This is a genomic window from Catenuloplanes indicus, assembly GCF_030813715.1.
Classification (GTDB): domain Bacteria; phylum Actinomycetota; class Actinomycetes; order Mycobacteriales; family Micromonosporaceae; genus Catenuloplanes; species Catenuloplanes indicus.
On the sequence record NZ_JAUSUZ010000001.1, the window covers coordinates 7499550 to 7519885 of the forward strand.

Below are 20336 nucleotides of genomic sequence, written 5' to 3' on the forward strand. Positions count from 1 at the left end.
GTCTCCCCGCGGAGGCGGGCCATACTCCACCTCGAAGCCCGAGAAGGGGAGGTTTCTATTAATTGATGGTGAACCGATGAGACGGCCGCCGCGTCAGTTGGTCATCAGCGCCGCCACGTCCGGCGGCGCCGGGTGAGGAGAGCGGCGTGGCGAGTGCCGGGGACTTTCATCTGATCTGCGCGGACGGCCGTTTCATCGCGGTACCGGGCGGCGTCTTCTACCACGACGGGCCGATGACCGACCCGATCGACCCGATCGCCCTGACCGGCGCGTTCCGGGCCTCCCGCGCCTCCGGCGCCACCATGGTCTACATCCAGGAGCGGACCCGGCTCAAGCCGGGTGCGCTGGAACGGCTGCGCCGCGCGCTCGCCGACCTGCCCGCGCCGATCCGTGACCGCCTCGTCCTCGGCACCCTCCCCGGCGAGAGCATCGACCAGGCGAACTGGCGAGAGCTCGCGGAGGTGTTCGGCCTCGCCAAGCACGCGCCGTACCAGCCCGGCATGGAACGCTCCGCCCGTGTCGTACCGCTGGATGAATCGGGTCTGGAAAACCCGGCCGACCCCTCGGCGGTACGCGTGCTGTCCCGCGCTCAGGCCGCCGCCCGGGAGACGCTGCACGCCGCGTTGACCGGCGCGCCCCCGTCCTGGGACCGGCTCGTCGCGCTGGCCGGCCGCGCGTCCGCCATCCGCGACGACCTGCTGGTCCCCTCGAGGCTGAGCGGCGACGAGCAAGACAGCCCGCTGAGCGCCACGTACGCGCTCGCGGCCGGCATCACGCTGTTCGGACTCCCGGCCGACATCGACGGGGCCACGCTGAAGCGGTCCGTGCAGCCGGTCAGCGCCGACGAGGTGCTGCGCGCCTGGGGCGGATCCGCGATCCCCACCGACCCGGCCGACATCGTCGCCACGCTGCTCGCCACGCCGGGCTCCGGCGCCCTGATCCGGACGGACATCACCGGCAGGGGCCCGGTCCTCGGCTGGCTGGTCTCCCGGCCGGAGGGCCTGGCCTGGATCAACCCGGCACTGGACGGCGGCGCCGCCATCCGCCTGATGCCCGCGCAGGACGCGGTGTCCCTGCTGCGCACTCTGCCCGGCACCGACCTGAAATCGCTCCTGGTCGGCCCGGACCGACCGGTGGATCTGGCCCGGACGAATTCGTTCGACTCGGTGACGTCGACGGACTCGTCCGACTCGATGCGGTCCACGGGCACCGACCTCACCACACCGGACGACACGCGTCCGTCCGGTACCGCACCCGGCCGCGACGCGCGGCTGGGTGGTCTTGGCCTCGTCACCCTGGCGCTGGAGTACGCCGACATACCATTCACCGCGGAACCCGTGGCCCGGCCGAATCTGACCGATGCGGACCAGCGCGCCGCCGCGCTGGACCGGGTGAAGCGGTGGACGATGGGAGTGGAGATCCCGGCGTCCGTGGCCGATCCGGCCGTTCTCCCACCGGAGGACTGCGTGGAGCGTGCCTGGGGTGCGTTCGTGGCGCTGCATCGACGGACCGGCAATGTCGCGGCCGACGCCGAGCTGCTGGAGACGAAGTCGGCGGAGGCACTGGCGGCCCGGCTCGGTGGCAGGCTGTCCCTGGCATGGGATCCGGACGGGCTGGAGCAGCTCCTGCTCGACCGGCCGGGCACCATGGTGCTGGTACGCACGCCCCCGCGCCCGGGCGGGATGTCGCATGTGTTCTGGCTGGCGTCCACCGGCTCCGGCGGCCTGATCCCGCTCGACAGTCAGCGCGTGAGAAGCTCCGAGCAGATCGACGGCAGGACGCCACCGGCCGTCCTCGCCCGCTATCTCGCCGAGCTCCGGCACGTCGGCACCGACGTGCTGCTGCTGGACGAGCGGGGTCAGACGGAGGCTCTGCGCGGAACGCCGTCCTCGGCCGCGGCGCTGGTCGACGCACCCGTCGGCCGCCGGAGTGCGGGCATGGCGCCCGGCTACGCGCCGCCGCCTCCGCCTCCGCCTCTCTCCCTGGCCCAGCAGGCTCGCAACCTGGACGCGTCGTACGCCCAGTATGCGGCGATGCCGGGATATGCACAGAATCCTCAGGCGCTGCAAAACCTCTACGACACGTGGTATGTGCCGTCCAACAATGCCATCAAGTCGAATCTGCTTCGGCGGGTGGCAGTGTCGGTGCAGACACCATGGGGGCCGGCCTGGGTCGTGGCCAGGGGTCTCAGCGGTAGAACCGAGGACGAGAACCTGCTGCGAAGTCGCTACTACCCACAGACCAATGTGAACGAGGACGCCGGAACCGACAACTGCTTCTACTGCTCCATCGCAGTGGAAGCCCACCAGAGCGGTGAGGGCGGATTGAGGACGCTCACCCATGCGAGCGCGGTGCAGTCTCGCATCGGCCTCGAGTACCGGTTCCGGGAATCATTCAAGCGGTACCGGGACATGAGTGGCCGTCCCATCGCCGGGTCGCTGGGGGTAATCGCCGACGTCAACGCGCAGGGCGCCGGCTTCCGTGGTCTGATCGCGCAGTACCCGACGCCGTCACCCGATCCCGAGGTGGTGAATGTCGGACACGTATTCAACGTCATAAATGATTCGGGATACGTCGTCTTCCTCGATGGACAAGCGGAGCACTTCGGTCAGCTGGCCGATATGCTGCCCAACGGCAACATTGCGATGACGGCGCTGCTGACCACTGAACCTGGGGTTCGGGCGGGCATTACCGTCGGCGGAAGATCCGCCGCGGAGGACGCCCCGTACGGCGAGGAAAGTGCGCCTGCGGCGTCGCATGACCGGTTCGTCAACGTGCTGTCGTCCATTCCTCTGCCCGGCGTCGTCTCATCGTTGCCGTCGTCGGTGGGGGATGTTCGGGCTGCGGTTGGTGCCGCTCGGTCTCGATGGGATGAGATGTACGACCGGGTGGTGTCCGCGATCGACGTGCTGGAGCAATCACCGCATATCTCGACGGCACGGCGGGCGTCGGCTGCTGCGGTGCGTGAGGTGCTCGACCGGCTGCGCTCGGCGATCGGTGATCTAGCGGAGCGAGTCTTCGGTCTGCCGGACGATGAGGCGCGGGTGCAGGCCGGGATGCTCGCGGAGCGGTACGAGCTGGCGAACCAGACGCTGGTGCCGCTGCTGAGCGACCTCCCGGCCACCGCGCTGCTGGCGCCGGTGTCCGAGATGGTGCGGGACGGCCGGGTGCTGGCGCCCGCCTCCGAGATGTTCCGGGCGCCCGGCGGTGCGCTGGCGGACGGCCCGGTCGTCGCTCTCCCCGCGGACAACGACCTCACCGTTCTCATGCAGGACAGGGCCGGCCCCCCGTGGGCGGTGTCGACCGCATCGGCGCTTCCGCCGTACACGGTGGGGGTGGCGCCGGACGGTTCCTATGTCGTGGCCAGGGCGCCGGCGCCCGGAGAGAACAAGCCGTACGGATTCTCCGGTTTCGAGGTGTTCGGCCCGGACGGGCTCCCACGCGGGACGATCGAGGCATCGATCGACGCGACCGAGCCCGGCCCGACGACCGACGGCTTCGTCGCCACGGACTTCCTGGTCAACCTGTCCGACGTCGCGGATGCTCTGGACCTGACCACCTTCTATGCCACCGGGGTGAGCGCCGGCGAGTTCTTCTACTCACTGCGCGTCGGCAACGAGAAGGTCTGGGACATCCGTGAGAACGAATACCGAATGGAGGTTCTGTCCGGCCCGAACGCCAATCCGCGTGACTATCGGCAGGAACGGACGGTCAGCCACGAGAAGGCCCGCGAGCGGCTGGTGGAGCGCGGCTGGACGCTTCCCGCCGAGGGGTTCTCCGGAAGTCAGGTGCTGCGCCCGGCGTGGACCAGCGTCGATCCCGGTTGGGCGCCGGTGGTCGTCACGGCGGACGGCATCGAGTCGCTGTCCGTGATCATGGAGACGCTGGACGGCGGGTCGGTCCGGCTGGTCTCCGGCCGCTACCTCGACGACGGTGGATTCGCCGTGGTGAACCCGGACACCGGTGCCGTCGTCGGGCGGCTGCGGTCCTGGGCCGGGGAGGACCGGGTGCCCCGGTGGTCCGGCGAGGCGCTCTCGCCGTCGGCCGCCCGGTGGTTCGGCGAGGAGGACCTGACGGCGGACGAATTCGTCCGGGCCGTCGTGCTGGGCGGCACGCGCGTACGGGACGATCTGGCCATCCCCGGCTTCGGCCTGTACCGGCTGGAGATGGACGACGCGGTCTTCCTGGTCCGGGCGATGGTCGACGCGGATGGCGGCGTGGTGCGAGCGCGCCGGCCGCTGGCACTCGATGAGGCGATGTACGGCGGCCTCGGTGCGGACGGATCCGATCCGATCGCCGGGCTGCGCGGGGCCGGGTGGACGGTGTCGACCGGTCACCGAAATCGCGTCGACGCGCACACCCGGACGCTGACGATCGACCCCTACAGCGGGTTCGCCCGGGACGCGGTGACCACGGCGCAGGCGCATCAGGCGCGTGCGAACGACCTGCAGGTCTTCTCGATGCGAGGGCAGGACCTGGACGACTGGATGTCCGACGCGTCGACCATCGGCCCGGAGCCGGTGGCCGGGGGCGAGGAGTCGGAATCGTCGGCCTTCGATCAGGCGGAGGCGGCCGGCGACCTGCTGCGCAGCTGGGACGGAGCGGTGCTCGACCGGGCGCTCGCCGGACTCGGCGAGGCCATCGCCGACCCGGGGGTACGGCAGGAGGACGTGACCGCCGCCCGCACCGCGCTGAACGCGTTCCGTGCACTTCTGGTGCGGCAGTCCGAGGGGGACCTCAGCTTCGACACCGATCAGTACTCCGATCCGCTCCAAGAGCTGGTGCGCACATTCTACGAGGCGGAACGGCTGATGTCGCGCGCGGTGCGCGGCGCGCATGCGCTGCCCACCCTCGAGGAGTTGCATCGGCGTGCCCTGGACGATAGCTACCCCGGGCACACCGTGGGTGCCGCGCCGGACGGCTCGACCGTCGTGGCCCGCGCGGCCGCAAGGGGGGTGGACGAGCCGCACGGCTTCCGGGGCTTCGACGTGCTGGGTCCGGACGGACGGTTCCGCGGCACGATCGAGTCGGCGATCGAGGTGACGGACGACGCCATCACCATCCGTCTCGAGGACGTCTCCCAGATCCCCGGCGCCGTCGAGCTGATCATCTTCTACGCGGCGGAGCTGATGAGCGACCGCGAGTTCCTCGACGTGGTCGACGTGCACGACGAGGAGATGCGGCGGTTTCTCCGGGACGAGCTCGGCATGCGGGGGCGGCACTTCCTCTTCGACGACATCAGCATCTATCGCCTGGATCGCGCCGACGCCGTGGACGCCATGGCGGATCGGCTGCTGAGCTCCGGGTGGGCCCTGCCCGGCGGCGACTTCGCCGACCGGTACGAACTGCGGCCCGAATGGTCGGACGAGGCCCCCGACTGGGCGCCGGCCCTGCCCGGGGAGCAGCTGGCGATCGTGACGGAGACGGTGGCCGGCGGCTTCTCCCGCCGGGTGTCCGGTCGACACACGCCGGACGGCGTGTTCGAGGTGGTGGAACCGGACGCCGGCGTGGTCGTGCGCCGGCTGCACGCGTGGACCGCTCCGGGTGGCGGCGAGCGCTGGTCGGCCGAGCTGCTGCCGGCGGCCGACCGGAGCCACTGGGAGAGGGCGCGCGACCGGGCCGGCCTGCCGGACATGACGGCCGAGGAGTTCGTCCGGCACGTGGTGACGAACGGGGAGCTCCTGCGCCTGGACCGGCTGCTGCTCGGCTTCCGGCTCTACGGGATGGTCCTCGGCGACGAATTCGTGCTGGTCCGGGCCATGGTCGACGCCGAGGGCCGAGCCGTCATGGCCCAGCCTCCGCTGGCGTTCGACCGGTCGCAGTTCCCGGCGGACCTTCGCGATCCCGCGCCGGCGAACCGTCGTCTCGCGGACGTCTACGACGCCGGGTGGACGGTGGAGGCCGACCGCACGAACGGCAGTAACCAGTATTCGCGTTCCGTGTCGCTCAATCCGTACACGGCCGCCGCCTGGGAGACGCTGACCGAGGTGCACCAGAGGCGCCACGTGCCGGCGCCCGAACCTCAGCAGCCCTTACCGATGATCGTCCCGGGCCGGATGCCCACCGAGGACCTCCTCGATGCCCTCGCGGAGAGTGCCGAGGCCACCCGCCGTGCCGAGGCCGAGCGCACCTCCTCGTCGGCGCAGGCGCTCCGGGACGAGATCGCGTCGATGATGCCCACCACGATCGACGAGGTCCGGGCGGTGGTCGAGGCCGCAGGCGCTCGTCTGCGCGAGTTGCATACCTGGGCCGACGCGACGGAACGTGACGACAGCGAGAACGTACCCGCGTCGGCCGTCGTCGGGATCCAGGGGCTGCGCCTCGCCGGCCGGCAACTGGACGACCTGGCATCCGAGCTGAGCACGATGCCGCTCGACGAGGCGCTCGACGAGCTGTCGTACGTCATGCGGCAGTATCACGCGGCCGACGTGCGGCTGATGGACGCGCTCCACGGTGCCACGCCCCTGCCGGCGATGGGCGTGATGTTCCGGCCGGGCCCCGCCGTGCTGCCGCCCTACACCGTCGGCCGGGCCGCGGACGGTTCCTACGTGGTGGCCAGGGCGCCGGGCGAGGGGGACGCACAGCCGCACGGGTTCTTCGGATTCGACGTGTACGGTCCGGACGGGCGTCCGCGGGGCGTGATCGACGTCGAGATCGACGAGGACGCCGAGAGCGTCGTCATGAACTGGCTGGACAACGCCTCGGCCGTGCCGGGTGCGCTGGACCTGGCCGTCTTCTACGCCACCGCCCCCGGCGTCAGCGACCGCCGTCACCTCGACGTGGTGTACGTCGCGGACGAGGACGAACGGAGGCTCTGGACAGAGGCCTACCGCATGGCGGACCGGCCGGCCTCCGTCGAAGGTGCCCGCGAGTACCGCCAGGAGCGGGGGACCGCCCACACGACGGCCCGCAAGCGGCTGGGAGAGCTGGGCTGGACGTTGCCGGACGGCGACTTCGCGGTCCCGCGTACGCTGCGGCCGGCGTGGACCGGCACCGAGCCCGGCTGGGCGCCGGCCGTGGGCGATCAGCCGCTCGACGTGATCCCGGAGACGATGGGCGACGGCAGCACGCGCCCGGTCTCCGGGCGCCGGGAGGGCGAGGACGCCTTCCGGGTGGTGGATCCCGCCACCGGCGACGACCGTCACCTGCTGCGATCCTCGGCCGGCCCGGACGGCGGCCGCCGGTGGACGGCCGACCCGCTGTCGCCGGACGATCTCCAGCACTTCGCGAGGATCGCCCGCGACGGCGGCCGGCCCGGGGTGGACGACCCCCGCGCACACGTCGACCGGATGATCGGCGAGTGGATCGGGCTCGGTGTCGCGGACACCGATGTGCTCGGCCTGATCGCCGCGATCGTCACGGAAGGCTCCCGGCTGCGCGACGACCTCGTCCTTCCCGGCTTCGGCCTGTACCGGTCGACCGTGGGAACGCGCACGGTGATGGCGCGGGCGAAGGTCGGCCCCGACGGCCGGATCATCGAGGTGCACGCTCCGTTGGCCCTCGACGAGTTCATGCAGACTCATGACGGGCACCACCTGCTCACCGAGCTGCGTGACGCCGGCTGGTCGATCCGGGTCGGGCACCGGAACGTCGTGGACGAGGACAGCAGTGTCCTGGTGCTCGACCCCTTCCATGCCGGCGGGTGGGAGGCGCTCGTCCAGGCGCACCGGGCGTCGCGCAGCGCGTTCCGCCAGGCACTCCGCCTCCGGCAGACGGTCCTGCTCGTCCGCGAGGCCGTCGTCTCGGCCTTGGCGGCGGATCCGGGCGAGGGCGAGGTCGCCGCCCGGCTCTGGCACGACGCGATCAGCGGGCTGCGATCGTTGATCACCCGGGCCGAGAACTCGGGCGAGATCGCCGAGGCGCAGCTCACGGCCGAGCTGCAGAACGTCCGGCGGCTCCTGGACCAGGCCGCGAACCGCATCGTGAGCCTCGGCGGGGGAGCCGGCTCCGGAACCCATATGTTGCTGGCACCGCTGCTGATGACGCAGCCGGCCCCGGCGAACCCGCAGATCTTCCGCGCCGACGTCGCCTACACCGATCCGCCGGTGCTGCCCCGGATGCCGGCCGCGCGCACGGCCGGGGACCAGGTCGCCGAGCTGCGCCGCTACGTCGACGCGGCCGAGGCGCGGGTGCGTGCGGTGCTCGACCGGTTCCCGCACTCCGACGCCGCGGAGGTGGCCCGGACCGCGCTGCGGGAGCTGGACCGGGCCGAGAACAGCACGCCGAGTGAGGCCGACGTGCAGAACATCCGATTCCTCCTCGACCAGGTCGCGGCCGGCGTGATCCGGCTCGACCCGTCGGCCCGGACCGTGCTGCGGCCGCTGTGGTCCGGCCGGGAGGCGCCGGCCCGGCCGGTGCCGGCCGCGCGCAGCCTAGGGTCGTGGGCGGACGGAGATCTGGTGTCGCTGACCGCGGGCCTGTCCCGTCCGGTGCTGTCCGTGAACCTGTTCGACGGTTCACCCGGCGTGCTGGCCGACCTCGAGCTCGCGTTGCGCGCGCACCAGCGGTGGGGCGAGGTGCCGATCGTGATCACCACGCTCGGCACCAAGGCCACCGACGAGGTGTTCGCCGAGCTGCGGGAACGGTTCCGGCCGATCGTCGTCCGGCAGGCGGTGACCGCTGACCTGATCAAGGTGTGGCGGCTGATCGACCAGGACGGCGCCGTGGCAGGGGAGGCTTCGGCGCTGACCGCGAAGCTCCTCCGGGCCGCCGTCGGCCTTCCGGCCGTGCCGCACGGCACCGCGCTGCCGCCGGTGCTGGCCGGTCTGCTGACGGCCGAGGACCCGGCCGGCTACCAGCGGACACACGAACAGGAGCTGTCCGATCCAGGGGTACGGGACGCGCTCGACACGGCGATCGCGAACGACCCGGACGGGGCACGTCTCGCCGCCGTCGGGGTCGCGCTCAGTCTGCCGCCCGGCCCCACGGAGCGGCTGGTCCCGGCCGTGCACAGCGTCCTCGCGGTCGAGCCCCCGTACACCGGCGGGCCGGTCCCGGCGTCGTTCGCCTACGACTTCGCGGCGCAGACCGGGAGCCGGGGCGAGCGGTTCCCCATGGACGGTCTGCTGTTCCAGCTCGTCGTGGCCGGGCGGATCGCACCGGGGCAGGTGCTGGACCTGCTGCGGGCCGCCGAGCGAACCGCGGTCGACCGGGCCGTGACCCACGTCTTCGAGGCGGTGCTGGACGTGCTGGCGCTCTCCGAGCGGGCGGCGGCCGCTGACCCGCACACCGATCCGGCGCTGAAGGCGATCCTGGACAAGGTCCGGTCGGTCTCCGTCACCGCGCGGGAACCGGGCGCGCCGCCGCCGGACTGCGTCGACCCGATCGACCGGACCGCGTTCGTCGGGCGCCTGGACGCGCTGCGCGACATGCTGCGCGACTCGGGCCAGATCGCACGTGCCGCCGTGATCGAGGCGGTCAACTACACGCTCGCCAACTGCTGACCGGAAGGTGATCTGGGTCATGTCGTGAACGGGCGGTGAACCGCGGGTGTTCCGGCGGCGTCATCACGGCGTCGGAGCGCCGTCAGCACGGCGGCGCGGGTGGGAGAGCGACATGTCGACTGCCGGTACCGTCCTTCTCAGAACCGGAAGACCGCGCCGGCCGGTGGTGGCGCGCGAACCCGACCGCGTCGGCCACGCGGTCCGCGACGCCCTGCGGCTCCAGATCCGCGGCGCCGGCCGGCGCGAGGTGGCGGCCGCGATCCACGGACATCCCACGTACACCCGTGCCGGTGGCCGCGCCGCCTGGGCCCGCCGGCTCCAGGAGCTGCGGAGCGAGATGCCGCAGCACGCCGCCGCGCTCGACCGGATCGCCATCTACGTCATGACGTGCCCCTGATCCATCGGGGACGGTGCCGCCCGCTTCCGGCCGATCTGCGAGCATGTCGCGGACGGGCATGGAGGCGGGCGCGTGGAACCACAACAACCAGACAATCCCGAGCGGATCGGCGAGTACGACGTCGAGGGCCGGATCGGCACCGGCGGCTCCGGCACGGTGTTCCTCGGGCGTGCCGCGGACGGCTCACCGGTCGCGATCAAGCTGCTCGGGCAGGCCTGGCTGTCGCACCCGGAGGCGCCGGCCCGGTTCCGGCGCGAGGCCGAGGTGCTGCGGACCGTCCGGAGCCCGCGCACGATCCGGCTGGCCGGTGCGAACCTGGCCGAGGCGCCGTACTGGATCGCCACCGAATACGTACCCGGGCCCACGCTGGCGGCCGCGGTCGCCGCGGCCGGGCCGCTGCCGGTCACGGACGCGGTCGTGCTGCTGGCCGCGCTGGCCGAGGGCCTGGCCGACGTGCACCGGCACGGCATCTGCCACCGCGACCTGAAGCCGCAGAACGTGATCCTGTCCGGCACCGGCCCGCGCCTGATCGACTTCGGCGTGGCCCGGGATCCGGGCGAGGCCGGCCTGACCCACAGCGGCATGCAGGTCGGCTCGCTCGGGTACGCCGCGCCGGAGCTGCTGGACGGCGCCGCCCCGGCCCCGGCCGCGGACGTGTTCGCGCTCGGCGCGACGGTGGCGTACGCGGCGACCGGCCGCGAGCCGTTCGGCGGCGGGCCGGTGGAACGGCGGATCGCGCGGATCTCCCGGGGCGAGATCGATCTGAACGGCGCCGACCCGTGGCTGGCGGACGCCGTGCGCGCCTGCGTGATCCCCGGCCCGGACGCCCGGCCGGCGCCGGCCGAGATCCTCGCGCGCTGCCGGCACCGGCTCGCGCAGACCCGCACACCGGCCGGGACCCGGCCGGCACGGGCGTCGCGGTGGCGGTCCGCCGTCCCGCTCCCCGCGCCGCCGGCCGCCGCGCCCGCGTCCGCTCCGGGGGACGCGAGCGGCACCGCCCACGCGCCAACGGAGGCCCGGGAACGCGACGACACCCGGATCTGGACGCCGCGCCGGCAGCCGGGCCGGTGATCCGGATCGCACTACTTGCCCCTGACGTCAACGTCAGGTCCTAGCGTGGCGGTATGCAGATCAACGGCACGACAGCACTGGTCACCGGCGCCAACCGCGGTCTCGGCAAGGCCTTCGCGGAGGCTCTCCTGGCCCGCGGCGCCACCACCGTCTACGCCACCGCCCGCCGCCCCGAGCTCATCGACATCCCCGGCGTCGTCCCGCTCCGGCTGGACCTCACCGACCAGGCCTCCATCGACGCAGCGGCGGCCGAGGTCGGCAAGCTCGACATCCTCGTCAACAACGCCGGCATCTCCACGAACGCACCGCTGCTCGGTCCGTCGACGGAGAACATCCACCGCGAGTTCGACACGAACTTCTGGGGCACGCTGCACGTCACCCGCGCGTTCGCCCCCGCGCTCGCCGGCGGCGCCATCCTCAACGTCATCTCCGCGCTGAGCTGGTACGCCTTCGCCCCGTCCAGCAACGGCTACGCCGCCTCCAAGGCTGCGGAGTGGTCGCTCACCAACGGCGTCCGGCTGGAGCTGGCCGACCAGAAGACCCAGGTCACCGCGCTGGCCCTGGCCATCGCCGACACCGACATGATGGCCGCCGTCGACGTCCCCAAACTCCCGCCGCACGAGGTGGTCGCCAAGGCCCTGGACGGCCTGGAGGCCGGCGCACTCGAGGTGATCGCCGACATCCCCACCGCCAACGTCAAGGCCTCTCTCTCCCGCGACCCCGCCCTCTTCTACGCCGACATCCCCACCGCCCTCTTCAGCTGACCCGTCGCACCCGGCCGGTCACTCCCAGACGGTGGCGAGGCGGGCGAAGACGTCCGGGTCGCTGTGCAGCGGGATGACGCACAGCAGGTGGCCGCCCGGGGCGCGGAGGATGCGGCAGTCGAGCCAGCGGTCGATCTCCTCGGCGCCGAGGGCGATCAGCCGCGCGGTCTCGGCGTCCAGGTCGTCGGTCTCGATGTCCAGGTGGTAGCGCGGGTCCCCGTCGTCCAGGGCCTGCACCGCCAGCGTCAGGCCGGGCAACGCGCCGCGCAGCCCGGTGAACTGCGGCTCGTCCCCGCTGGGTGTGGCCGGCACGCCCAGCGCGCGGGACCAGAACGTGGCCGCCCGGTCCGCGTCGGCGCGCGGCACGTCGATGAGCCAGGTGGACAATCGACTACGATGCATGGCGTCGACCCTACGCGAGCAGGCCGGCCTGGGTGGCCAGCAGTGCGGCCTGGACCCGGTTCGCGCAGTCGGTCTTCATCAGGATTCGGCTGACGTGGGTCTTGACCGTGCTCTCCGAGATGACCAGCGTGCCGCTGATCGCGGTGTTGGACAGGCCACGGGCCAGCAGTTTCAGCACCTCGATCTCGCGCTCGCTGAGTTCGGCGCGGGCCAGCCGGGCGACCGCGTCGCCGGAGACGCCGGGGCCGAGGCCGCGCAGCCGGGTGACCGCGTGCCGGGTGACCGGCGGGGACAGGAACACCTCACCGGCCGCGGCCGCGCGCAGCGCCGGGCCCAGTTCCTCGGCGGCCGAGCTCTTCAGCACGAAACCGGCGGCACCGTGCGCGAGCGCCTCGTCGATGTACTGTTCCTCGCCGAACGTGGTCAGCATGATCACCCTGGTCGGTCCGGTGATCGCACGCAGCGCGGCCAGCCCGTCGACGACCGGCATGCGGATGTCCATCAGCACCACGTCCGGCTTCAGCCGGGTGACCGCGTCGCGGGCCTCCCGGCCGTTCGTGGCCTCGGCGACCACCTCCACGTCCGGCAGCGCGTTCACCACCAGCCGGATGCCGCCGCGCGTCAGCTCGTCGTCATCCGCGATCACCACCCGCAGGGGACTCACTCCATCACCACCGGCGGGACACTCACTCCAGCATCTCCTTCGAGACCAGCGCACCGTCGCGGAAACAGAAACGGTACCGGCCGTTGTACGTGTCCGCACGGAAGCCGATCTTCGCCTGGTAGGTCAGGCAGGAGAGGCCGGCGGGCGGGTCCGGGTCCTCGACCGCAGCGTCCGGGCGGGGCAGCCGCGCGCGGGCCTCCGCCTCCGGTGTGCCGACCGGGATCGCGTCGTACGTCTCCCGGTCGAGCATGTACTGCTCGACCGAGACCCAGAACGCGCCCATGCAGAGCGCCACGACCATGGTGACCGCGCCCGCGATCAGCGCCCAGGCGCGGCGCCGGGACCGGTCCACCCGGCGCAGCTCGACCCGCACGTCGTCGGCCGGGCCCGGCGCCGGCGCCTGCGGGGTGAGCGGCAGCGTGGCCGCCACCCGGAAGCCGCCGTCCGGTTCCGGCCCGGAGTAGAGCACGCCGCCGGTCAGCCGGACGCGTTCGGCGAGCCCGCGCAGCCCCTGCCCGCTGCCGCGCGCGCCGGTCGGCTGCCCCGGGTCGTTGACCACTTCGGCGACCAGCGCGTCCGGTTCGTACCGCAGCGCCAGCCGGATCTCGCCGCCGCGCGCGTGCCGGAGCGCGTTCGTGACGCCCTCCTGCAGCGTCCGGTACGCCGCGTGGTCGATCAGCGGGTGCAGCGGCACCGGCTCGCCCTCGCGGTGCAGCGTGATCCGGGCACCGGCGGACACCGCGCCCTCGACCAGCGCACCCGCGTCCGCGAGCCGGGCCGCGGCCGGTGCGGTCTCGTCGCCGTCCCGCCCGTCGCGCAGCACCGCGAGGATCTGCCGCAGCTCGTCCATCGCCTGGGTGGACGTGGTGTGCAGCAGCGACACGACCTCCTCGGTACGGTCCGGGGCGGACCGCAGCGCGCCGCTGTACAGCGAGATCAGGGTGAGCCGGTGCCCGAGCGAGTCGTGCATCTCCCGGGCGATCCGGGTCGCCTCGCGTACCCGTACCCGCTCGGCGATGGTCCGCTGTTGTTCCTCCAGGTATGCGGTGCGCTCCTGCATCAGCCGGAGCAGTTCCCGGCGCTGCGCGGTCATCCGGGCGACGATGCCGGGGAGGGCCTGGAAGACCACGAACGAGCCGGTGGTGAACAGCACCTGAGCCAGTCCGGCCGGCGCCTCCCGGAGGCCGCCGATCAGCGAGACGGCCAGCACCGCCAGGAACGCGCCGGTGACCCGCGCGGTGCTGCGCACCCGCAGCCCGGCCGACACGCTCAGCCCGAACAGCAGGAACAGGCCGTTCTGGCCGGTCACCGCACCGAGCACGGCGGCCAGGACCAGGACCGTCGCCGGGTACGTCCGGCGCAGCGGGACCAGCACGACGACCGCGATCCCGGCCGGCACGACCACCGCGGCCGAGCGCCCGGTCCCGGTGAAGCCGGACAGCCCGACGACGCTGGCGGCGAGCACGAGCGCGAGCCCGGCCTCGTAGGCGAGGCGTGCCGGCCCGGCGGACCGGACCGCGCGCCACCACGACGACATGTTCATTACTCCGGAAGAGTAATGCGGCTCTTCTCCGCGAGCGCGCCGCCGACGAAGCAGAGCCGCCACATCGGCTGCCGCCCGGCGTCCGTCAGCGGCTTGACGCCGTAGTAGATGCACGACGCGCCGGCCGGCATGCCCTGCCGGGCCGGGTCGTCGCCGTACAGATCCTGATCGGTGAGGTTCTCCAACGGCGCCGGCAGCGCGGCCCGGACCTCCGTCTCCGGCGTGCCCACCTGCTGCGCGTCGAACTGCTGCTGCGTGATGCTCGCGTCGACGAGCTGCTTCCCCAGGTCGTACGCCTGGTAGGCGAACCATCCGACGCCGCCGCAGAGCACGACGAGCACGATGCTGACGACGATCGCGACCTTTCGCATGACCACTCCTCGGTATCGCTGGGATGTCTCCAGCCTCCCGGGATCCGGCCCCCGAATCGTCGGTGCAAAGACCGATCCGCACGCATCCGCGATGGTACGAAAGTGCTACTCCGGGGAGTGGTCTGACGAGTACGGCGTGCTCACCCCGGCGTACGCGACGTGCATGATCATGCCGTTCGCGCCGTGCTCGAAGTTGTGGCAGTGGTCCATCCAGATGCCCGGGTTCGTCGCGGCGAACTCGACCTCGTACAGCTCGCCGGAGCCGACGTTGAGCGTGTCCGTCCACCATGGACTGCCGGTGACCGGTGCGCCGTTGCGGCTGAGCACCCGGACCCGGTGCCCGTGCAGGTGGAACGGGTGGTCGACGATGCTCCGGCTGGCGATCCGGACCTTCACCCGGTCGCCGCGGGCCACCTCCAGCGTCGGCACCGCCGGGTACAGGCGCCCGTTGATCGAGCTGCTCACCCAGCCGAACGTGCCCTGGCTGAACCCGAAGCCGTCGTCCAGCCGCAGGTCGAACGTGCGCTGGTGGGTGGTCGCGGCCGGTGCCGCACCGGAGCCGTAGGACAGCCGGTCGAACGTCTGCCCGCCGCCCGCGGCCACCGGCGCCGCGGTCCCGGCCGGGTCCAGCGTCAGCGAGGCCGCACCGGTGCCGGCCGTCACCGCGCCGTCCGGCATGGTGAACGCGACGTCGTACCGGCCGCCAGCGGCCAGCGGCAGCGCCGTGCCGGGCTCCAGCGGCGTGGCACCCTCGATCGGGTTGCCGTCGTGCGCCACCACCGTGAACGGCACGCCGGAGACCCGCACCGCCTGCGGCTCGCGCGAGCTGTTCATCAGGCGCAGCAGCACCTCCCGGCCGGCCGGCACCGCCTGGTGCGCGGGCCGGTCGTCGCGGTCCAGCGCGGCGGACTCGCCGTCGCCGGGCCACACGTGCGTGAAGACGGTCCGCTCGAACCGGTCCGCGGCCGGCGCGTCCGCCACGATCAGCGCGCCGAACAGTCCCTTCTGGACGTTCTCCGAGCCGTCCCGGTGCGTGTGGTACCAGTAGCTGCCCTCGCGCGTCGCGACGAACCGGTAGACGTGCCGCCCGCCCGGCATGACCGCGTCCTGGGTCACGCCCGGCACGCCGTCCTCCGCGTTCGGCACGTCGACGCCGTGCCAGTGCAGCGTGACGCCCTCGGCCACGTCCGTGTTGATCAGCGTCACCTCGACCAGCTGACCCTTGGCCACCCGCAGCTCCGGTCCCGGCGCGGTGCCGTTGAACGTCAACCCCTCCACGGTACGGCCGGAGGCCAGCGTGACCGGGCCGCGCGCCGCGGTCATCGTGAACCGGACGTCCGGCTCCCGGTCCCGCGGCCCGGTCAGCTGGTCCACGCTCACCTGCCCGCCGCCGTGCTGGTGGGCGCCGGCGGCCGCGCTGTTGGTCCGCTCCGTGACCACCAGCGTGACCGCCGGGATCATCAACGCGAACACGCCCAGCCACGGCATCGTGGCCAGGCGCGAGCCGGTCCCGCGCCAGCGGTCGATCATCGCGGACAGTCCCGCGACCGCGGCCAGCGCCAGCACCGAGCCGGTGACCACGAACGCGGCGTCGCCGGGCGCGAACGGCACCAGCAGCCACCAGACGGACAGCAGCGCACCGGCCGCGGCGACGTGCGTGGCGATCCGGCCCGGCCGCCACATCGCCCAGGCCAGCGGCAGCACCGCCAGCGGGATCTGCGAGACCAGGCGGGAGTCGGCGAGCAGCAGACCGCCGGTGGCCAGCAGCCCGGCGACGGCCACGCGGGCGGCGACCAGCGCGGCGAGGACGTAGAGCCAGCGGCTGGCCCGCCGGACGCCGGCGACCGGCGCGGCGACGAGGACCAGCGTGGCGAGGACCAGATCGGTCATGATGAGGATTCCGTACACCGCACCACGGTCCCGCCCGGCCGGTCCCGCCCGCCTCGGCAACGGCTGCCTAACCCCACGATGCTTAGGCCGACCGGCTCCGCCGCCGGAAACCGGCACGACCCACCGCGGCTACGCGACACCGTCGCCGCCAAGGGGAGGCCGAGAGCGCCCCAGGTGCCGGGCGCGCTCAGGCCGCGGTGTAGACCGCCACCCGCAGGTCGCCCGGGTTGAGCGTCAGCACGTCCAGGTCCAGGTAGAGGTCGCCGCGCGCCGGGTTCGGCACGCGCAACCGGTCCGCGTGGCCACCGGGGACCGGCGGCGCGTCCCAGAGCAGCGCGAAGTCCGGGCTCAGCGCGCGCAGGTCGGTGATCATCGAGGTCAGCTCGGCGTCGGCCGGGTAGCGATGCGCGGCGTCGCGCAGTTCGGCCACCACGGTGGCCCGGAACCCGTCCAGCCGCTCCGGCGCCTGGAACACCGACGGCCCGATCTCGGTGAACGCGCGCCACACCACGTTCCGCCCGCGCCCGGCCGGCGGGACCGTGCACACGTCCGTGTACCACAGCTCGTTCGCGGCCAGCACGGTCCAGGTCGCGTCGCAGACGCAGACCGCGACCTCGGTCAGCCGGTCCAGCATGCGGCGAGCCGTCTCGGTCACCTCGCGCGGGACCCGGCCGTCCGGCTCCGGCGTCGCGGCGAACCCGGCCAGCGTGCGCAGCCGGGCGTGCTCCTCGGTGCCCAGCCGCAGCGCCCGGGCCAGCGCGTCGACCACGCTCGGTGACGGGCGGCGCCGACCCTGCTCCAGCCGCTTCAGGTGCTCCTCGGAGACGCCCGCCAGACCGGCCAGCTCGTCCCGGCGCAGGCCGGGCACGCGCCGCACGGCGGGCAGCGACGCGGGTACGCCTGCCTCACCGGGAGTGATCCGCTGCCGGAGGGACCGCAGCACGGTTTTGAAGTCGTCGTCCTGCCGCACCCGCCCATTCTGACAGGCATGGCCGGGAACCCATCGGTGACGAAGCTCCCGGCCACTGCGTACGTCAGTCGCGGGCGAGGCGCGGACCGCCCGGAACCGCGGCGCCGGCCGCGTCGACCGGCTCCATGTAGAAGCGCGACCGGCGAATCTTCCCGTCACGTACCGTGATGATGATCACGCCGCGCAGGTCCTGGCCCGCGGCCTTGGTGTAGTGCCACTCGCCCCACGTCTCGTCACCGACCTCGACCGCGTTCGTCATCGCGATCGTGATGTCCGGCGACGTCTTGAAGATCATCTCCCAGTTCTGGCGGACCCGGGCCGGGCCGTGCACCTCCCGAGCCGGGTGCGCCGGCCATTCACCCACGAAATCCTCGCCGAAGCAGGCCTCCACCGCGTCGAGGTCGTGTCCGTTCAACGCGCCGATCAGGCGCTGCACCACAGTGTTGCTCATGCCGACCGACGCTATCCCCGCAACCGCGCCCCCGCCGGGGCCAGGATGTACCACCCGGAGGCTGATGTGCCGGGCCGGCCGCTGAGCCGCCGCCACCCGGCCGGTGCGCCGGTCGTGCTCGTCCCGCCGGCCGGCGCCTGCGCCGTGGCCGAGGCGGACGAGACCCGGTACGCCGGTGAGCGCTCGGGTCCGGTACCTCGCGGCTTGACATTGTTCCGGGAACACGGCGTTGCCTGGTCCCGTGACAAGCGTCGTGGGCACCGCGGCGGCATGACCGACTGGCTCGGGATCGTCGTCGCCGCGGCGCTGGTCTCCCTGATCCCCGGCGTGAACCAGCTCGCCGTCGCCGCTCGCCACCGTTCGACCCGGGCCATGGCCGGCCATGCCGGGCGGCTCGCCGCGGTGGTCGTCCTGATCGGCCTGCTCGTCGCCGGACTCGGTGCCGTACTGATCGCGTGCGAGACCGAGCCGGCCGCGCTCTGCTGATCCGGACGCGGCGTCACCGAGCGGAATACCCGCCTGGCTCGGTCGCGTTGCCGCCGCACGACGCCGGAAGAGGAAGAACTCGAGAGGCAAACCATGCGTGCACTCGTCGTCGATCACAGCCGTCCGTCCGGAGTACGCCTGGCCGAGGCGCCGGAACCGGTGCCGGCCGCCGATGAAGTGATGGTCCGGGTGGGTGCGTTCGCGCTGAACAACGGTGACCTCGCCACCGTGGACGGCTCGGCCGACGGCACCGTTCCCGGGTGGGAGGCGGCCGGTCACGTGGTCCGGGCGGCGGCCGACGGCTCCGGTCCCGCGGTCGGCACGCCGGTCACCACGTTCGGCGGTGACGGGGGCTGGGCCGAGTTCCGCGCGGTCGGCACCGGCCTGCTCGGCACCGCGCCGGACGGCGCGGATCTCGCGTCCATCAGCACCGTTCCGGTAGCGGCCAGCAGCGCGCTGCGCGCCCTGCGCCGGAGCGGCTCGACGCTCGGCCGCCGGATCATGGTCACCGGAGCGACCGGCGGCGTCGGCCGCTACGCGATCCAGCTCGCCCGCCTGGGCGGCGCCCTGCCGGTCGCGGTGACCAGATCTCCGGAACGGTACGGCGACGAGCTCCGCGACCTCGGCGCCGGTGCCGTGGTCGCCGACCCGGCCGACTACGGCGACACCGTGCACACCGTGATCGACACCGTCGGCGGCTCGCTGCTGGTGCGCGCCTTCGACCGGCTGGAGAACCGCGGCGTGCTGATCGCGCTCGGCCATCTCGCCACCGAGGACGAGGTGTTCCCGCGCGGCGCCCTGATGGCCGATCCGCGGCGCCACGACCGCACCGTCGTCAGCTTCCACCAGTTCGACGGCGCTCCGCTGCCGCCCGACTTCACCTGGCTGAGCGGGCAACTGGCGCACGGCGTGCTGCGGCCGTCCATCGCCTGGCGAGGCTCCTGGGAACAGGCGGACGACGCGATCGCCGCGATGCGCCACGGCACCCTGCACGGCAAGGCCGTCGTCGTCACCGGCTGATCAGCGCGCCGCGTCGTCCCCGGCCGCACGGGCCTGGCGCAGCTGCTCGTGGGCGAGCACGCTGGCGCGGGTGATCACGTCGATCTGGGCGGCGTTGTAGAGCGCGGTCACCGCGTCGACGAACGTCTGCCGGGTGGTGTGCGCGTTCCTGGTCGTGCGCCCGGCCTGGTCGGTCAGCCACGGGTAGTCGGCGAGGTTACGGGCGATCATCGGGGCCACCTGCTCGGCGAGCCGCCGGCGGGTGGCCTCGCCCGCGTCCGCGGGCAGGTTGTCCAGTTCCGCGGTGACCGGGCCGGCGTCCTCCTCCGCCATCCGTCGCAGGTCCTTCATGGCGTCGCTGTCGTACAGCCGGGTGTAGACGTGGATGAGCGAGGTGTCGGCCTCGGACAGGCGCGGCGCGACCGACTCGAAACCCGCCGGGGTGTCGGCCGGCACGCCGCCGCGCAGGACGACGGCGATGTCGTCCCGCGCCTTCTGCAGGCGCGCGATCTCGGCCGCGAGCTGCGCGTCCACCTGGCGCAGCACCTCCGGCGGGACGTCACCGTTCAACCGGGCCGCGCCGATCTCGGACAGCGGCACCCCCAGCTCCACCAGGCGCCGGATGCGCAACAGGCAGACCAGATGCGGTACGCCGTACTGCTTGTACCCGTTCGACCGGCGCTCCGGGAGGTCGAGCAGGCCGAGCCGGTGATAATGCCGGACGGTGTTGACCGTCGTACCGGCCAGCTCGGCGAGTTCCCGGGTGCTCCAGGCCACGTCCGGTCCCTTCCTGGATCGCACCGGGCAGGTCGCGGCCGGCGCCGGAAAGAAGCCAAGCGTAGCGACGGCCGAAGCCGGTGGGCGAGCACCCCGCGGCAGCTCGAA

The 20336-nt window shown here is 72.9% G+C and carries 14 protein-coding genes; 6 read left to right on the forward strand and 8 right to left on the reverse strand.

What is annotated here, in order from left to right:
* Positions 1 to 146: 146 nt before the first annotated feature.
* From J2S42_RS33450 to J2S42_RS33465, 4 genes are all read left to right on the forward strand, one after another.
* The gene (locus J2S42_RS33450; RefSeq protein ID WP_307245679.1) at positions 147 to 9443 is read left to right on the forward strand and encodes a hypothetical protein; all 9297 of its coding nucleotides are present in this window, start codon (positions 147 to 149) and stop codon (positions 9441 to 9443) included.
* Positions 9444 to 9555: 112 nt separating this feature from the next.
* The gene (locus J2S42_RS33455; protein WP_307245680.1) at positions 9556 to 9840 is read left to right on the forward strand and encodes a hypothetical protein; all 285 of its coding nucleotides are present in this window, start codon (positions 9556 to 9558) and stop codon (positions 9838 to 9840) included.
* Positions 9841 to 9912: 72 nt separating this feature from the next.
* Entirely contained in the window at positions 9913 to 10911 is a 999-nt protein-coding gene (locus tag J2S42_RS33460) for a serine/threonine-protein kinase (protein ID WP_307245682.1), read from the forward strand.
* A 53-nt stretch (positions 10912 to 10964) separates the two neighbouring features.
* Positions 10965 to 11675: an SDR family oxidoreductase gene (locus tag J2S42_RS33465; RefSeq protein ID WP_307245684.1), complete on the forward strand. Its 711-nt coding sequence runs from the start codon at positions 10965 to 10967 to the stop codon at positions 11673 to 11675.
* Between the two features lie 18 nt (positions 11676 to 11693).
* Here the strand turns inward: J2S42_RS33465 and J2S42_RS33470 are convergent, their stop codons facing one another.
* From J2S42_RS33470 to J2S42_RS33500, 7 genes are all read right to left on the reverse strand, one after another.
* A complete protein-coding gene (locus tag J2S42_RS33470; protein ID WP_307245686.1) occupies positions 11694 to 12077 on the reverse strand; it encodes a VOC family protein in 384 nt (127 codons plus the stop codon).
* A gap of 10 nt (positions 12078 to 12087) precedes the next feature.
* Positions 12088 to 12741, reverse strand: a complete 654-nt coding sequence (locus tag J2S42_RS33475) for a response regulator (RefSeq protein ID WP_307245688.1) — start codon at positions 12739 to 12741, stop codon at positions 12088 to 12090.
* A gap of 22 nt (positions 12742 to 12763) precedes the next feature.
* Positions 12764 to 14284: a sensor histidine kinase gene (locus J2S42_RS33480; protein ID WP_307245690.1), complete on the reverse strand. Its 1521-nt coding sequence runs from the start codon at positions 14282 to 14284 to the stop codon at positions 12764 to 12766.
* Positions 14284 to 14655, reverse strand: coding sequence for a hypothetical protein (locus tag J2S42_RS33485; protein ID WP_307245692.1), 372 nt, complete (start codon positions 14653 to 14655; stop codon positions 14284 to 14286). Before J2S42_RS33485 ends, J2S42_RS33480 begins: the two co-directional genes overlap by 1 nt.
* Positions 14656 to 14760: 105 nt before the next feature.
* Entirely contained in the window at positions 14761 to 16545 is a 1785-nt protein-coding gene (locus J2S42_RS33490; RefSeq protein WP_307245694.1) for a multicopper oxidase family protein, read from the reverse strand.
* Positions 16546 to 16732: 187 nt separating this feature from the next.
* A complete protein-coding gene (locus J2S42_RS33495) occupies positions 16733 to 17515 on the reverse strand; it encodes a helix-turn-helix domain-containing protein (RefSeq protein ID WP_307245696.1) in 783 nt (260 codons plus the stop codon).
* Between the two features lie 64 nt (positions 17516 to 17579).
* Positions 17580 to 17966: a nuclear transport factor 2 family protein gene (locus J2S42_RS33500; RefSeq protein ID WP_307245698.1), complete on the reverse strand. Its 387-nt coding sequence runs from the start codon at positions 17964 to 17966 to the stop codon at positions 17580 to 17582.
* Positions 17967 to 18011: 45 nt separating this feature from the next.
* Here J2S42_RS33500 and J2S42_RS33505 point away from each other — a divergent pair, with 45 nt between their 5' ends.
* Both J2S42_RS33505 and J2S42_RS33510 read left to right on the forward strand, forming a co-directional pair.
* Positions 18012 to 18452 (forward strand): hypothetical protein, encoded by a 441-nt coding sequence (locus tag J2S42_RS33505; protein ID WP_307245700.1) that lies wholly within the window; start codon positions 18012 to 18014, stop codon positions 18450 to 18452.
* A 93-nt stretch (positions 18453 to 18545) separates the two neighbouring features.
* On the forward strand, positions 18546 to 19472 hold the full coding sequence (locus J2S42_RS33510) for a zinc-binding dehydrogenase (protein WP_307245702.1): 927 nt from the start codon (positions 18546 to 18548) through the stop codon (positions 19470 to 19472).
* On the opposite strand, the gene J2S42_RS33515 is transcribed toward J2S42_RS33510, so the two are convergent.
* Complete coding sequence (locus J2S42_RS33515; protein ID WP_307245703.1) at positions 19473 to 20228, reverse strand: MerR family transcriptional regulator; 756 nt, start codon at positions 20226 to 20228, stop codon at positions 19473 to 19475.
* Positions 20229 to 20336 lie beyond the last annotated feature (108 nt).

What these genes read in the sequence shown, in the direction of transcription:
- J2S42_RS33490 (WP_307245694.1), bottom strand. Translation starts at nt 16,545, where the DNA reads ATGACCGATCTGGTCCTCGCCACGCTGGTCCTCGTCGCCGCGCCGGTC.
- J2S42_RS33505 (WP_307245700.1), top strand. Translation starts at nt 18,012, where the DNA reads ATGTACCACCCGGAGGCTGATGTGCCGGGCCGGCCGCTGAGCCGCCGC.
- J2S42_RS33455 (WP_307245680.1), top strand. Translation starts at nt 9,556, where the DNA reads ATGTCGACTGCCGGTACCGTCCTTCTCAGAACCGGAAGACCGCGCCGG.
- J2S42_RS33485 (WP_307245692.1), bottom strand. Translation starts at nt 14,655, where the DNA reads ATGCGAAAGGTCGCGATCGTCGTCAGCATCGTGCTCGTCGTGCTCTGC.
- J2S42_RS33465 (WP_307245684.1), top strand. Translation starts at nt 10,965, where the DNA reads ATGCAGATCAACGGCACGACAGCACTGGTCACCGGCGCCAACCGCGGT.
- J2S42_RS33470 (WP_307245686.1), bottom strand. Translation starts at nt 12,077, where the DNA reads ATGCATCGTAGTCGATTGTCCACCTGGCTCATCGACGTGCCGCGCGCC.
- J2S42_RS33510 (WP_307245702.1), top strand. Translation starts at nt 18,546, where the DNA reads ATGCGTGCACTCGTCGTCGATCACAGCCGTCCGTCCGGAGTACGCCTG.
- J2S42_RS33500 (WP_307245698.1), bottom strand. Translation starts at nt 17,966, where the DNA reads ATGAGCAACACTGTGGTGCAGCGCCTGATCGGCGCGTTGAACGGACAC.
- J2S42_RS33480 (WP_307245690.1), bottom strand. Translation starts at nt 14,284, where the DNA reads ATGAACATGTCGTCGTGGTGGCGCGCGGTCCGGTCCGCCGGGCCGGCA.